General features: G+C 66.8%; 14 protein-coding genes, 1 tRNA gene and 1 pseudogene. 13 read left to right on the plus strand and 3 right to left on the minus strand.

Annotated features, from left to right (window positions below):
• Nucleotides 1-6: 6 nt before the first annotated feature.
• The 5 genes from mreC to FHS00_RS06480 are packed head-to-tail and all read left to right on the plus strand — an operon-like array spanning nt 7 to nt 5495.
• Entirely contained in the window at nt 7-963 is a 957-nt protein-coding gene (gene mreC, locus FHS00_RS06460) for a rod shape-determining protein MreC (RefSeq protein ID WP_183471023.1), read from the plus strand.
• Complete coding sequence (locus tag FHS00_RS06465) at nt 956-1489, plus strand: rod shape-determining protein MreD (protein WP_183471025.1); 534 nt, start codon at nt 956-958, stop codon at nt 1487-1489. The genes mreC and FHS00_RS06465 overlap by 8 nt, the downstream gene beginning before the upstream one ends.
• Complete coding sequence (gene mrdA, locus FHS00_RS06470) at nt 1486-3426, plus strand: penicillin-binding protein 2 (protein ID WP_183471028.1); 1941 nt, start codon at nt 1486-1488, stop codon at nt 3424-3426. The genes FHS00_RS06465 and mrdA overlap by 4 nt, the downstream gene beginning before the upstream one ends.
• Before the next feature lies 1 nt (nt 3427).
• Nucleotides 3428-4567, plus strand: coding sequence for a rod shape-determining protein RodA (gene rodA / locus FHS00_RS06475; protein WP_183471030.1), 1140 nt, complete (start codon nt 3428-3430; stop codon nt 4565-4567).
• Nucleotides 4548-5495: a 2-hydroxyacid dehydrogenase gene (locus tag FHS00_RS06480; protein WP_246391135.1), complete on the plus strand. Its 948-nt coding sequence runs from the start codon at nt 4548-4550 to the stop codon at nt 5493-5495. Before rodA ends, FHS00_RS06480 begins: the two co-directional genes overlap by 20 nt.
• A gap of 4 nt (nt 5496-5499) precedes the next feature.
• Here the strand turns inward: FHS00_RS06480 and FHS00_RS06485 are convergent, their stop codons facing one another.
• Together FHS00_RS06485 and FHS00_RS06490 are read right to left on the minus strand one after the other, a co-directional pair.
• A complete protein-coding gene (locus FHS00_RS06485) occupies nt 5500-6276 on the minus strand; it encodes an SseB family protein (RefSeq protein ID WP_183471032.1) in 777 nt (258 codons plus the stop codon).
• A 3-nt stretch (nt 6277-6279) separates the two neighbouring features.
• The gene (locus FHS00_RS06490; RefSeq protein ID WP_183471034.1) at nt 6280-6867 is read right to left on the minus strand and encodes a uracil-DNA glycosylase family protein; all 588 of its coding nucleotides are present in this window, start codon (nt 6865-6867) and stop codon (nt 6280-6282) included.
• Between the two features lie 335 nt (nt 6868-7202).
• Between FHS00_RS06490 and FHS00_RS06495 the strand changes: the two genes are divergently transcribed.
• From FHS00_RS06495 to FHS00_RS06525, 8 genes and pseudogenes are all read left to right on the plus strand, one after another.
• A complete protein-coding gene (locus FHS00_RS06495) occupies nt 7203-7856 on the plus strand; it encodes an ABC transporter ATP-binding protein (RefSeq protein ID WP_183471036.1) in 654 nt (217 codons plus the stop codon).
• Entirely contained in the window at nt 7840-9489 is a 1650-nt protein-coding gene (locus tag FHS00_RS06500) for a KpsE/RkpR family capsule polysaccharide export protein (RefSeq protein WP_183471038.1), read from the plus strand. Before FHS00_RS06495 ends, FHS00_RS06500 begins: the two co-directional genes overlap by 17 nt.
• A gap of 81 nt (nt 9490-9570) precedes the next feature.
• Nucleotides 9571-10404, plus strand: coding sequence for a 3-deoxy-8-phosphooctulonate synthase (gene kdsA / locus FHS00_RS06505; RefSeq protein ID WP_183471040.1), 834 nt, complete (start codon nt 9571-9573; stop codon nt 10402-10404).
• Between the two features lie 141 nt (nt 10405-10545).
• Nucleotides 10546-10620: transfer RNA gene (locus FHS00_RS06510), tRNA-Gln, on the plus strand.
• Nucleotides 10620-10934: pseudogene (locus FHS00_RS17940) on the plus strand (DUF6538 domain-containing protein); the annotation flags it as partial. The gene FHS00_RS06510 and the pseudogene FHS00_RS17940, both read left to right, overlap by 1 nt.
• A gap of 24 nt (nt 10935-10958) precedes the next feature.
• Nucleotides 10959-12881: a site-specific integrase gene (locus tag FHS00_RS06515; protein WP_221188743.1), complete on the plus strand. Its 1923-nt coding sequence runs from the start codon at nt 10959-10961 to the stop codon at nt 12879-12881.
• 392 nt (nt 12882-13273) lie between these two features.
• Nucleotides 13274-13576: a hypothetical protein gene (locus tag FHS00_RS06520; protein WP_183471042.1), complete on the plus strand. Its 303-nt coding sequence runs from the start codon at nt 13274-13276 to the stop codon at nt 13574-13576.
• Between the two features lie 87 nt (nt 13577-13663).
• On the plus strand, nt 13664-13873 hold the full coding sequence (locus tag FHS00_RS06525) for a hypothetical protein (RefSeq protein WP_183471044.1): 210 nt from the start codon (nt 13664-13666) through the stop codon (nt 13871-13873).
• A gap of 237 nt (nt 13874-14110) precedes the next feature.
• Here FHS00_RS06525 and FHS00_RS06530 read toward each other — a convergent pair whose 3' ends face one another.
• Nucleotides 14111-14608 carry a hypothetical protein gene (locus FHS00_RS06530; protein ID WP_183471046.1) on the minus strand — a complete coding sequence of 166 codons (498 nt, stop codon included), beginning with the start codon at nt 14606-14608 and terminating at the stop codon, nt 14111-14113.
• Between the last annotated feature and the right edge of the window lie 11 nt (nt 14609-14619).

The raw sequence follows: 14619 nt of genomic DNA on the forward strand, positions 1-14619 counted from the left end.
CGCTCCTTGGCGAAAGCACGACACAATGGCGAGACCTTCGCCCGACCGATCCGCAGGCTGCTGGTCGGGCTGCTGCTGCTGGCGCTCGTGGCGCTGTTCGCGCTGTGGCGGATCGACAGCCCGCGGGTCGAGCGGATCCGCGCCGAGGTGATCGACCGGGTCCTGCCCTCCTTCGACTGGGCGCTGGCGCCGGTCACCGGGCTCGCCGTCATGGCCTCCAACTTCCAGAGCTACGCGCATCTGCACGAGCAGAACCAGCAGCTCCGGCGCGAGCTGCAGCAGATGCGCGCCTGGCGCGAGGCGGCGCTGCAGCTGGAGCAGGAGAACGCCAAGCTGCTCGATCTCAACAACGTCCGGCTCGACCCGCGGCTGACCTACATCACCGGCGTGGTGATGGCCGATAGCGGCTCGCCCTTCCGGCAGTCGGTGCTGGTCAATGTCGGCGCCCGCGACGGCGTGCTCGATGGCTGGCCGGCGATGGACGGGATCGGGCTGGTCGGCCGGATCTCGGGAGTCGGACAGGGCACCAGCCGGGTGCTGCTGCTGACCGACACTTCCTCGCGCATCCCGGTGACGATCCAGCCTTCGGGCCAGCGGGCGATCCTGGCGGGCGACAACACGCTCTACCCGCCGATCGACTTCCTCGAGAACCCCGACTTGGTGCGCCCTGGCGACCGGGTGGTGTCGTCGGGCGATGGCGGCATGTTCCCGGCCGACCTGCTGGTGGGCCAGGTGGCGCTGGGCGCCGATGGCCGGCTGCGGATCCGGCTCGCCGCCGATTACGGCCGGCTGGAGTTCCTGCGGGTGCTGCGCAGCCATCAGGCCGAGACCGTCGACGAGACCGGCCGGCTGATCGTGCCGGAGCCGCGCGAGATGTTCGGCCCGCCCGCCCCGGCCCCGGAGAGCCTCGCGGGCGCGGTGGACGAAACCTCGGATCCCGGCGCGGAGACCCCCGATGGCTAGCCCGCGTCAGGCCCGGCTCTGGATCGGACGGGCGGGCTTCGCCGCGCTGGCGCTGGCGCTGGTCTTCCTGCGGCTGCTGCCGCTCGACACGCTGCCGCCGCGCTGGGCCGGGCCGGACCTGCTGCTCGCCGCGCTGCTGCTCTGGACGATCCGCCGCCCGGAGCTGGTGCCGGTCTGGCTGATCGCGGCGGTGGTGCTGCTGGTCGATTTCCTGTTCCAGCGGCCTCCGGGGCTCGGCGCCGCGCTGACGGTGATCGCGACCGAGATGCTGCGGCGGAGGCATGTCCGGCTGCGCGCCGGCGGCTTTGCCGCCGAATGGCTGGCCGCGGCGCTGGCCATCGCGGGCATCCTCGCGGCGACGCAGTTCGTGCTGTGGATCGCGGTGATCCCGGCACCGCCCTGGACCCTGGTGGTGAGCCAGGCGCTCGCCACGGCGCTGGCCTACCCGGTGGTGGCCTTCGCGGCGCGCTGGGTTCTGGGCATCGGCCGCGGCCAGATCGACTCCCGACGGAGGATCTCGACATGAAACGTCCCCCCAAGGAAACCCAGCAGAGCGCACGCAGCATCGGGCGCCGCAGCCTGGTGATCGGCGCCTCGCAGCTCGCCATGGTCGGCGTGCTGGGCTGGCGGATGCGTTCGATGCAGGTCGACGAGGGCGACATCTATCGCAGCCTCGCCGAGGAGAACCGCATCAACATGCGGCTGATCGCCCCGGCGCGCGGGCTGGTGTTCGACCGCAACGGCGTGCCGCTCGCGGTCAACGAGCAGAACTACCGCGTCATCATCACCCGCGAGGATGCGGGCGATGTCGACGACACGCTCGACCGGCTGGCACGGCTGATCAACCTGTCGCCCGAGGAGGTCGAGAGTGCCAAGGCCGAGATGGCCCGCCGCCCCGCCTTCGTGCCGGTCACCGTGGCCGAGCGGGTGCCGTGGGACGACGTCGCCAAGGTCACCGTCAACGCCCCCGCCCTGCCCGGCATCACCGCCGAGGTCGGCCTGTCGCGGCATTACCCGCGCGGCTCGGACACCGCGCATGTGGTGGGCTATGTCGGCCCGGTCTCGGATTACGACCTCTCGAAGATAGAGGATCCCGACCCGCTGCTGCAGATCCCGCGCTTCCAGATCGGCAAGACTGGAGTCGAGGCGAAATACGAGGACGTGCTGCGCGGCAGCGCCGGCACCAAGCGGATCGAGGTCAACGCCGCCGGCCGGGTGATGCGCGAGATCGACCGCGAGGAAGGCAAGTCGGGCGCCGATATCCAGCTCGCCATCGACAGCCGGCTGCAGAGCTACGCCGAGGCACGGCTCGAGGGCGAGAGCGCCTCGGTGGTGGTGATGGATCTGGAGAGCGGCGACCTGCGCGCCGTGGCCTCCGCGCCGACATTCGACCCGAACCTCTTCGTGCGGGGCATCTCCGGACCCGACTGGCGGGCGCTCAACGAGAACAAGTACCGCCCGCTCTCGGCCAAGACCGTGCAGGGCGCCTACCCGCCCGGTTCGACCTTCAAGATGGTGGTCGCCATGGCGGCGCTGGAATCGGGGCTCGTCGGCCCCGAGGACACCGAGTACTGCCCCGGCTATACCGAGGTGGGCGGCACCCGCTTCCACTGCTGGAAGCGCGGCGGGCACGGCAACGTCAACATGCACCGCTCCCTGCAGGAGAGCTGCGACGTCTATTACTACGAGGTCAGCCAGAAGATCGGCATCGACCGCATCGCCGAAATGGCGCGCCGTCTCGGCGTCGGCGTCGAGCACGACGTGCCGATGTCGGCGGTGAGCATGGGCGTGGCGCCCGACACGCAATGGAAGCGCGACCGCTACGGCGAGGCGTGGCGGATCGGCGACACGGTCAACGCCTCGATCGGCCAGGGCTACGTGCTGGCGACGCCGCTGCAACTTGCGGTGATGTCGGCCCGTCTGGCGACCGGACGCGACGTGCGGCCGCGGCTGGTGCATTCGGTGGGCGGCGTGATCCAGCCCTCTGGCGCGGGCGAGCCGATGGGCCTCAACGAGAACTTTCTGCGCCGGGTGCGCGCGGCGATGTTCGACGTCTCCAACGCCCAGCGCGGCACCGGCTTCGGGGCGCGGATCGTGGCCGAGGGGATGCAGATGGCGGGCAAGTCCGGCACCAGCCAGGTGCGCCGGATCACCGCCGAGGAACGGGCGCGCGGCGTCACCTCCAACGCCGACCTGCCCTGGGAACGGCGCGACCACGCGCTGTGGGTCAATTTCGCGCCCTATGACAACCCGCGCTTCGCGGTGTCGGTGGTGGTCGAACATGGCGGCGGCGGCTCGTCGGTCGCCGCGCCGATCGCCCGCGACGTGACGCTGCAGGCCCTCTATGACGGCCCCCCGCCGCTGGAGGCCTATCCCTCCAACCTGCGCGACGCGATCGCCGAGCAGCAGAAGCGGATCGAGAACCACGTGGCGCGCGGCATGACCGCGTCGGACAGGGCCTGAAATGAGCTACCTAGAGACCAACGCCAAGTTCGTCCCGACCGGCTTTCGCAAGCTGCTCTACCTGAACTGGCCGGTGATCCTGCTGCTCGCTGCCGTGTCGAGCTTCGGCTTCCTGATGCTCTACTCGGTGGCCGGCGGCTCGGCCACGCCGTGGATGGAACCGCAGGTCAAGCGCTTCGGCGTCGGCATGGTGGCGATGCTGGTGGTCGCGATGGTGCCGATCTGGTTCTGGCGCAACATGGCGCTGATCGCCTATGGCGGCTCGCTGGCGCTTTTGGTTGCGGTCGACATGTTCGGCGAGGTCGGCATGGGCGCCCAGCGCTGGATCGATCTCGGCCCGATCCGGCTGCAACCCTCCGAGCTGATGAAGATCAGCCTCGTGATGTTCCTCGCCGCCTATTACGATTGGCTGCCGCTCAGGCGGACATCGCATCCGTTCTGGGTGCTGCTGCCGGTGGTGTTCATCTCGATCCCGACTCTGCTGACGCTGGCCCAGCCCGATCTGGGTACGGCGCTGCTGCTGCTGATCGGCGGCGCCACGGTGATGTTCGCGGCGGGCGTCCACTGGGCCTATTTTGCCACCGTGATCGCTGCCGGGGTCGGCACGATCTATGCCGTCTTCGCCTCGCGCGGCACGACCTGGCAGCTCCTCAAGGATTACCAGTACCGCCGGATCGACACCTTCCTCGACCCGTCGAACGATCCGCTCGGGGCGGGCTACCACATCACCCAGGCCAAGATCGCGCTGGGATCGGGCGGCTGGACCGGGCGCGGCTTCATGCAGGGCACGCAGTCGCGGCTCAACTTCCTGCCCGAGAAGCACACCGACTTCATCTTCACCACGCTGGCCGAGGAGTTCGGCTTCGTCGGTGCCTCCACCCTGCTCGCGCTCTACGCGCTGATCATCTTCTTCTGCCTCGTCTCGGCGGTGAACAACCGCGACCGCTTCGCCTCGCTGGTGACGATCGGCATCGCGATGACCTTCTTCCTGTTCTTCGCGGTCAACATGTCGATGGTGATGGGTCTGGCCCCGGTGGTGGGCGTCCCGCTGCCGCTGGTGAGCTATGGCGGATCGGCGATGCTGGTGCTGCTGCTGGCCTTCGGGCTGGTGCAGAGCGCGCATGTCCACAAGCCGAGGTGACATGAAGATCCTGTTCTCCGCCCCCGAGAGCGACTGGGCCGACTATCGCGACCTGCTGCCCTCCGCCCTGGCCCATGCCGGGATCACGGCCGAGGTGGTGCGCGAGGCGGCGCCCGATACGGTCGACTACATTGTCTATGCCCCGAATGACGATCTGCGCGACTTCACGCCCTTTACCCGCACCCGCGCGGTGCTGTCGCTCTGGGCCGGGGTGGAGCGGATCGTCGGTAATGCCACGCTGACCCAGCCGCTGACACGGATGGTCGATGCCGGGCTCGAACGCGGCATGGTCGAATACGTGACCGGCCACGTGCTGCGCCACCATCTCGGAATGGATGCGCATGTGGTGAACCCCGAACGCGACTGGACCCCGGTGCCGCCCCCCCTGGCCGCAGACCGGCCGGTCACGGTGCTGGGGCTGGGTGCGCTGGGCCGTGCCTGCGCGACGACGCTGGCGGGGCTGGGATTTCCGGTGACCGGCTGGAGCCGGACGCCCAAGCGGATAGAGGGGCTGCGCTGCCTGTCGGGCGAGGACGGGCTGACCGCCGCACTCACGGGGGCGGAGATCATCGTCGCGCTGCTGCCGCTGACGCCCGAGACGGAGGGCATCTTGGATGCCGCGCGCTTTGCGCTGCCGGCGCCAAGGGCGGCGCTGATCAACCCCGGGCGCGGCGCGCTGATCGACGACGCGGCGCTGCTGGAAGCACTCGATGCGGGCCGGATCGGTCACGCCACGCTCGACGTGTTCCGCACCGAGCCGCTGCCCCGCGAGCACCCCTACTGGGCCCATCCGCGGGTCACGGTGACGCCGCATGTCGCCTCGGCCACCCGGCCCGCCACGGCAGCACGGGTAATCGCCGAGAACATCCGCCGCGCGGAGGCGGGCGAGCCGCTCCTGTTCGAGGTCGACCGGGTGCGCGGCTACTGACGTCTCAGTGCAGGCGCGGCGGCTTGTCCGGATCGCTGCCCGGGGCCTTGGGGCCGGTCGCCACATGGGGCTGCGGCAGCTTGAGGCGCAGGCCGACGCGGGCGATGCGGCGCGCCGTCTCGCTCTCGGAGGCGAGAAAGGTCACGTCGAGCGCACCTTCCTCCAGCCCCGAGAAGGTCAGCGCCTCGCCCACCGCGACGGCGAGGCCGCGCTCGGCCATCGGCGCCGGATCGAGGAAGGCCAGCAGCGGCGCCTCGCGCCCATCGGCATATTCGACCCGCACGAGGAACGCTTCGCGCGCCAGCCCGCGCGCCGAGGTCAGCTTCTGGTCCAGCGCGGCGAGCAGATCCTCGGGGAAATCCTTGGGCGGATTGACCGTGACCGGGCGATCGGCCGCCTCCTGAGGCGCGTGGGTCAGCGTCTCGGCGAGCCAGCCCAGCGCCTCGGGCGGCAGGAGCCGGGCCGAGGCGAAACCGGGGTTGAGCGCCAGGCCGAGCCCCTGCGCGCCGAGGATCTGGGCTAATGCGCGGCCCGGCACGGCGGCGTGAAAGGCGGCGGTGCCCGCGTGGTCCGACAGCCGTTCCTCGCGGTCGAAGGCCAGCGCATAGACCTGCCCGCCCTCTTCGAGGGTCGCGGGGGTCACGCTTTCCTCGCCCGCCTCCTCGGCGAGCAGCAGGTAGAGTTCGGCATCGGCGAGACGGCCGTAGAAGCGCAGCCGCGCCGCGTCATCCTCGGGGGCGGCGTCCATCTCGGCCGCGGCCTGATCGAGACCGGTTTCCATGCGTCACTCCTCCATCACCTCGTGCACGCGCGCCTTCAGCGCGGGCAGCACCTCCTCGTCGAACCACGGGTTGCGCTTGAGCCATGCGGTATTGCGCCAGGACGGGTGAGGCAAGGGGAAGACGCCGGGGGCGTGGTCGCGCCAGGCGCGCACCCGTTCGGTCACGCCGGGGCCGCGACCCAGATGCCAGTTCATCGCCGCACCACCGATCAGCACGGTGAGACGGATATCGGTCAGCTCGGACAGGACCCGGTCGCGCCAGACCCGCGCGCAGACCGGCGGCGGCGGCAGGTCCGACCCCTTGGCGTCATAACCTGGAAAGCAGAAGGCCATCGGCACGATGGCGACGCGCGAACGGTCGTAGAAGGTGTCCTCGTCCATGCCGAGCCAGTCGCGGAGCCGCTTGCCCGACCGGTCCCAGAACGGGGTTCCCGCCTCGTGAACGCGAAGCCCCGGCGCCTGGCTGGCAATCAGCAGCCGGGCGCCGGGGCGAAACCAGACCACCGGGCGCGGCGCGTGCCGCGTCGCGGTGGCCGCGAAACGATCCGCGCAGAGGCGGCAGGCGGAAAGATCGGCACGAAGTTGATCCATGGGCCCGATCTATGTGCCTGCCGTCCCCGCGCAAGAGCGGGCTCAGACCCGCCGGCCGCGGCGAAGCACCTTGCGGGCCAGCTTGTAGAGAGCGAAGTACTTGACGAATTTGCGCATGTCGCGACTCCATTGGAGGGGGTTCGTCGACAAACGCGCGAGGCGCGCCACGGTTTCGCCGCAGGCAGCGGCGGTTCTGGGCGGTCGGGGGAAACATTCCCCCGCTTTGGTAAGGATTTTGGCGCCCTTTCGCCATAAACCATGGTTACACCGGGGTAGGCCGACCCCGATGCCGCATCATGGGTTGAGGCACGGGGAAAGGCCGAACGGGAAAGCCGATGCTCGAATTCGATCAGGTCAGCAAGTCCTTCTGGACCGGCAAGCAGCGCAAGATCATCCTCGACCGGGCGTCGTTCCGGGTGGAGCTGGGCCGTTCGCTCGGCATCCTGGCGCCCAACGGCACCGGCAAGACCACGCTGATCAACATGATGGCCGGGCTGGAGAAGCCCGACGAGGGCCGGATCACCCGCGGCAGCCGGATCTCCTTTCCGCTGGGCTTCATGGGCGGGGTGGTGCCGCGCCACAGCGCCCGCGAGAACGCCCGCTACATCGCCCGTCTCTACGGGCTCGACCCCGACTACGTGGAGGCCTTCTGCCGCTGGCTCTGCGGCATCGCCGAGTATTTCGATCGGCCGGTCGGCACCTACAGCCAGGGCATGCGCGCGCGCTTCACCTTCTCGTTGATGCTGGCGCTCGATTTCGACATCTACCTGATCGACGAGGGCATGCCCCAGACCACCGATGCGGAGTTCAACCGCAAGGCCGGCGAGATCCTGCGCGAGCGGCTCGAGACCACGACGGTGATCATCGTCTCGCACCAGCCTCAGACGCTGGAGCGGTTTGCCCGGCAGGCGGCGGTGCTGCGGAACGGCAAGCTGCACATGTTCGACACACTCGAGGAGGCGCGCGAGCTCTATGACTACTCCGCCTAGGGTCACCCGCTACCGGCTGCGCGCCGGCGCGCCGCTCACCCCCCGCCCCGCCGATCCGGCCCGTGCCGAGGAGCAGGCCGCCGAGGCCGCCGCGCGTGCCGCCTCGGCGATGGCGATGCACCCCTTGCAGCAGCAGATGCCCGAAACCGCGCCCGGCGATGGCGACGGCAATGACGAGGTGGCGCAGCAGATCGACCGGATCCGCCGCGAGGGGCTGACCGGCCGGCAGCTGCGCATGGCCCGCCGGGTGGCGCAGAAGCAGGGCCTCGACATCACCTCGGATTTCGACGCGGTGCGCCAGCTGCGCGATCTCGGCATCGATCCGTTCCAGCGGTCCAACATCATCGAGCTGGTGGTCCCGGCACAGGAGACCGCCATGGAAGAGGTCACGTCTGAACCGCGAGTGCAGCTGCCTTCCACCATCCCCGACCGGAGCCGCGACCTGCCCTCGACCGAGCGGGTGATCCCCTCCGACACGGCTGAGCGCCGCGCCTCGGAGATCCGCGGCATCCAGCGCGATCTCGCGCGGCGACGTCGCCGCCGGATGGGGCTGCTGATGCTGCGGCTCGCGCTGTTCGTGCTGCTGCCGACGGTTGTGGCGGGTTACTACTTCTTCGTCGTGGCGACGCCGATGTACGCCACCCGTTCGGAATTCGTGATCCAGCAGGCCGAGCCGCAGTCCGGCGCGGGGCTGGGCGGGCTGTTCCAAGGCACCTCCATGGCGACCCAGCAGGACAGCATCACCGTGCAGTCCTACCTTACCTCGCGCGCCGCGATGGTGCGGCTCGATGAGGAGGAGGGCTTCAAGGAGGTCTTTTCCGACCCGGCGATCGACCCGCTGCAGCGCCTGCCGCAGCCGGCGACCAACGAGGCCGCCTACGCGCTCTACCAAGATCACGTGAAGATCTCCTATGACCCGACCGAGGGCATCGTGAAGATGGAGGTGATCGCGCCCGATCCCGAGACGTCGCAACGCTTCTCCGAGGCGCTGCTCGGCTATGCCGAGGAGCAGGTCGACCAGCTCACCTCGCGGCTGCGCAACGACCAGATGCAGGGCGCGCGCGACAGCTACGAGGCGGCCGAGGCGCGCCGCGCCGACGCGCTGGCCAACTGGCTGCGCATCCAGCAGGAGGTGCAGCAGATCGACCCGGTGGGCGAGACCGCGGCCCGCACCCAGCAGATCTCGGCGCTCGAAACCCAGCGCCAGCAGCTGCAGCTCGAACTGCAGACCCGGCTCGGCGTACGACGCCCCAACGAGGCGCAGGTCAACTCGGTCCGCAGCCAGATCGCGGGCATCGAGGCGCTGATCTCGGATCTGCGCCGCGAGATGACCGAGGCCTCCGAGCAGGGCGCCTCGCTCGCCGCGCGCAACACCGAGCTGCGGCTGGCCGAGGAGGATTACGGCTTCCAGACGCTCCTGGTGCAGCAGGCGCTGCAGCAGATGGAAGCGGCCCAGATCGAGGCCAACCGGCAGGTGCGCTACCTGTCGCTCGGGGTCGAGCCGGTGGCGCCTGACGAGGCGACCTATCCCCGCGCGGTCGAGAACACGGCGCTGGCCTTTCTGATCTTCTCGGGCATCTACCTGATGCTGTCGCTCACCGTCTCGATCCTGCGCGAACAGGTCTCGAGCTGAGATGGCTTGCGGGCGGCGCGTGACGCCGCCCCTCGCGCGCGCTAGACCGGGGGCGACAGCCACCCGAAAGGCCCCTGCCCCATGATCGACGTCTCCATCGGCCCGCTCACCGTCGGCAACGACCATCCCCTCACCCTGATCGCCGGGCCGTGCCAGCTCGAATCGTCCGACCACGCCCAGATGATCGCCGGCCGCATGGCCGAGGCCTGCGCGGCGCATGGCGCGCAGTTCGTGTTCAAGGGCAGCTACGACAAGGCCAACCGCACCTCGCTTTCGGGCAAGCGCGGCCTCGGCATGGAGGCCGGGCTCAAGGTGCTCGAGGACGTCAAGCGCGCTATCGGCTGCCCGGTGCTGACCGACATCCACGGCGCCGATCACTGCGCGCCTGTCGCCGAAGTGGCCGACATCCTGCAGATCCCGGCCTTCCTGTGCCGCCAGACCGACCTGCTGCTGGCGGCGGGCGAGACCGGGGCGGTGATCAACGTCAAGAAGGGCCAGTTCCTCGCGCCGTGGGACATGGCCAATGTCGCCGAGAAGATCGCTTCGACCGGCAACCGCCGCATCCTGCTCACCGAGCGCGGCGTCTCCTTCGGCTACAACACGCTGGTGGCCGACATGCGGTCGCTGCCCGAGATGATGAAGACCGGCTACCCGGTGGTGATGGACGCGACCCATTCGGTGCAGCAGCCCGGCGGGCTGGGCGGCGCCTCGGGCGGCCAGCGCGAATTTGCCCCGGTGATGGCCCGCGCCGCCGTGAGCCTCGGAATCGCGGCCGTGTTCATCGAGACCCACGAGGCGCCCGACACCGCCCCCTCGGACGGCCCGAACATGGTGCCGCTCGACGCCATGCCGAAGCTGGTCGAGACGCTGATGGGCTTCGACCGCCTCGCGAAGTCCGACCCGATCCGCCTCTGACCGTCCGGCCTAGCGAACCGCCGGCCGAGCGCCGTCGCCTTCCGCCGGGGCACCTCGAAAAATGCCCCGGCGAAGCGCAAAAACTGCCTCTCCCACTCTTGCAGCCGCCCACCGACAAGGTTAGACAGCCGCCACACCTGCTGGGGTGTAGCCAAGTGGTAAGGCAGCGGTTTTTGGTACCGTGTACCGTAGGTTCGAATCCTACCACCCCAGCCATGAAATCCCGAAAAGACAGACAGCACAGAGACTTAGCGTCTCCCATACCGTCGCGTGGCAGAGGTTCCACCCGGGGTGTGACACAAACTGTGACACAAAACGCCGCTGTGGACCGTCAATCCCGGGGCGCAGTGCGCCGACCCCGCCCGCGACCCGCCGGCCCCTACCTTCAGCTCAGGGGACAGACCTACTACTTCCGCAAACGTTTACCCAACGTCATCGCAGAAATATCCGGCAAGAAGCTCCTGGTTCTCTCCCTTCGGACACCTCTGCTGTCCGAGGCGATGGGTCGTGCGGCTTGTCTCCTCGCCGTTCTAAAACGCGAAGAGACACGACTGATGACCGAGACGACGCTGGACAGCATCCCCGAAGGCAAAATTCATACAATCCTGACCGAACTGCTGCGTCGGACGCTTGCCCGCATCATCTCCGAGCAGGACGCCGCGTCTGAGCTCTCCGACGCCGACATCGATGCTCGCATCCACCGACTCGAAACGGAAAGCGTGACGCTCAAGCGCAAGGCGCGGCGCAATGATTTTGCGCTCGTAGAACCGATGGTCGCCGATGCCGCGGGGGCATGCAACATAGCCCTTGGAGACTCCATTCCGCACGACCTTGGACGCCGTGCCGTAGATCTCATCAGGCAGCTGATGGATCTCGAGGGACGCGCCGCCGACGGCGAAGACGCGCGCACCATCGCGGAGCCGCTCGTCGGGCATCATTCGACAGTGTCCGTCGACACCTTCGTGACGTCACCGCAGGTGTCGCTTTCGGAGTGCTGGAGCCAGGCGCTCAAGCTGTATCCGTCCAAGTCGATGAAGGGGAACATCGACGCGATCGCTAAACTCGCCCTAACATACTTCGGCGATGTTCCGGCCCCCACGATCCGGGATGAGGACCAAGAAAATTTCTTCGCGTGGATGGCGCGCCTGCCAAAGGACCACGGCAAGAAGCACGGCAAGAACCGCTTCTGTCGCCTGACCCCGAAACATCCCGAGAAATACCAGCGCACAAAGGATGACGAGATCGCGATCGCCGACCTGGCGGACGAAGAGATCATGAGGACGATCCGCGGCCACAATCATCTCTCGAATGTCGAAAAGCGTGCCTTGCTCGCAGAGCAGCTCACCCCTCGGCTGACAATGCAGACCTTGAAGCGCAATCGCGATGGCCTGTCGCGCATGTTCCGCGCTGCAAAGGACTTGGGATGCAAGAATGCACCCGATGCGATTTCCTACAAGGCTGTAGGGCGCGCCGTGGCCACTGCGGCCCCCGATGATCCGCTCTATGTCCGTGTGACGCGTCCCAAGCTTCGCATGCCATGGACCGAGGAGCGTCTACGACGCTTCCTGACGTCGCCGATCTATACCGGGTGCTTTTCCGAGCACCGCCGTTGGAGACCTGGTACGACCATCATCCGGGACTCGCTCTACTGGGTACCTCTGATCGTGCTCACGATCGGCAGCCGCATCGAGGAAATCCTCCTGCTAAAGCGCTCGAACTTCGTGCGTCGCAATGGGGTCGACTGTCTGGCGATCGGGCTCGATTGCGACCAACATGGCAAGACCGAAGACGCAAGCCGCGTGATTCCTATCCCGCAATCCTTGCTCGACCTTGGATTTGCGGACTGGATCAGAGGATTGGGAGACGAGCATGGTCCGCTACTGTTCCCTGAGGCGGCCCGGCGTTCAGAGATCGACGATCTCACTGGCCCGTTCAGCAAGGCCTTGAACCGCATCCTCGATGCGCTGGGGCTCGGTGACTTCGACGAGGATTTCTATGCTCTTCGTAAGACGCTGAGCTCGATGCTGAGCGCTGAAGACGTGGCAGAGGGACAGCGCCAAGCGATTGCCGGCCACAAGGCTGGCACGATCCTCAACCGGCACTACACAGCGCATCGGACGAAGGAACTGAAGGCTGCCGTCGACCGCGCCGACTTCCAACTCCGCATCGAGGAGAGCGGGCAGCACGGCTTCCCCGTCATAACCGGGTGCTCGCTCTCTGGCCAGGACGCCTTAGCTGTCGACGTCACCCTCGACGACGCCGGTGAGGCCGATGAGATCCGCGTGATCAACTGTGCCACTAAAGACTGCATCTTTGCCTTTGAGCGGCGGGATGCCGCAACGGGAAAAGCTTTATCCCGCGCGGACCTCCGCAAAGCCGCGACATGCTTCAATGACATCGTGGGAAAGACCTCGCTCGTGCTGCCAAAGCACCACCTCAAGCGCCTGGCGGTCGAACATTTCCACGCCCTCGGATGAGTATGGCCCTTATAGTGCCGATGCGCGCTTCCTGAGCAGGCGATGCGCATCACCGAGGCTTTGGCTGCACTTGGTGCGGGTGGCTCGCCCGCATGAATCTTCAAGCTTCGGGGATCGGCTCTTACAGCCAAACAAGATAACTTCACGCTCGTGAGCTGTCATGACGCCGAATGGATCGCACGCGGGGCCTTAAACTACGAGGTCAAGTAGAGTGCGTGGCAACAGCCCCCCGCTCAAGGTAGCCAATAGAGCTTGAAACCTCAGTTCAGAGCACTCGACACGCAAGCAGCCTGCGATCCGATCGGAACCGGCGGGAGTTAGCGAGACACTGACGTCTGGCCATACAAGTATTTAGGAACTATCGAGACAGAAGCACAACCCATAGAGGCTCCATGACGATCACCGACGCAGAAGACTGGGCATTCACCTTCACCGCGAACTCGATCCGTGACCGGATCAACGACAGAAAAGAGACGATCGACACGATTGCTTACAATCTGTTCGATCACGATCTGGAGGTCCCATCGGGAAATCGCCTTTCCTTGACCAAACCGAACGATCAGTGTCCTGCGCTGTATGTCGAGAAGCTCGTCGGCAGCGATTGCTACGACATCGTCATCGAATGGAAAGGTGTGGAGCTGCATCGGAGCCAAATCGAAGAAGAGCTACTTTGGTCCATAGAGAAGTTCTTCTGATTGCCATCGCTTCGCGAGCCGCCCCCTCCTACGCGATCCGAAACGGACATTTCTCACGCTTATTCAGCGTCAGCAAAGAAAGTATGAATGGCACATTTTGTTGGCATCACAGAAGACCAGGACATCCGCGCATCTGGAACAGACATTGACACCGTACAACTCGAAGACGGTGTGGCCTTCGTCCTGCCTGCCACCCAAGCCCTCTTTCAGGCCGTAAGCCAAGGGGATGTATCGTGGCTGACAATAGACATTGATGGGGTCGAAACAGCCTGTCTGGAAGAAGAGCGCGAGGCGTAGAAATTCTTTGTGAGGCGGGCGGTCGGCATGCGACCCGCTTGCAATCTGACCATCTGGCGCACAAGCATGGCGCGACATCGTTCGACGGATCTTCGTATCTGCCGCGAGACTTTCGCGGAGCAGTAGCCCTGTATCGATGTCAGCCATTATCCAACCCTTCACCAACCGCCGCATCACAATGCGAACATATGGGCCTCGTCCAGCGTTCTTCCGTAAGCTGGTGGTGTTGCGCGCTCCTTACTTCTTCTCCAACGCCGCTCGCCTGGCATCGGCCCGCGCGCGCCTGATGTCCCACTCGACCTTGTCCCTGGCGCGCTCTGGCGCCCGCCGATCAGCCCATTGGTGGACGCTGATCGCCATTCTCAGCTTGAATTCGACGAAGCTTTTGAGATCGATGCTGTATTCCTCGGCGAGCCGGATCAGGTCATCTTCGATCCTTAGGGTCACCTCCGAACGTGAGGGCTCGACCGGGGTCTCACTCTGCTGTTGGCTGTCTTCCTCTGGTGGTCTGGCCGTCTGGGCGTAGAGCCCACCTGCGATGGATGTCCGCTTTGTTTTGGATCTCTTAGGGCGAGGCTGGACCTTGGCTGGCCCGTCGGTCTCGCTCGTCTGTTTTTTCCCGGGCATGATCGGCCTTTCTCTGCCTGACACTGGACGTCGCACATGCTTCATCCATTGTGTCGCTGCTTCAAGCCGGTTTTCGATGGGGTTCAGATCCCCGGCCGCAGAGCTCATATGCGCTCCTC

Origin of the sequence: Limimaricola variabilis, from assembly GCF_014195545.1 — a bacterium.
GTDB classification, from domain to species: Bacteria; Pseudomonadota; Alphaproteobacteria; order Rhodobacterales; family Rhodobacteraceae; genus Limimaricola; species Limimaricola variabilis.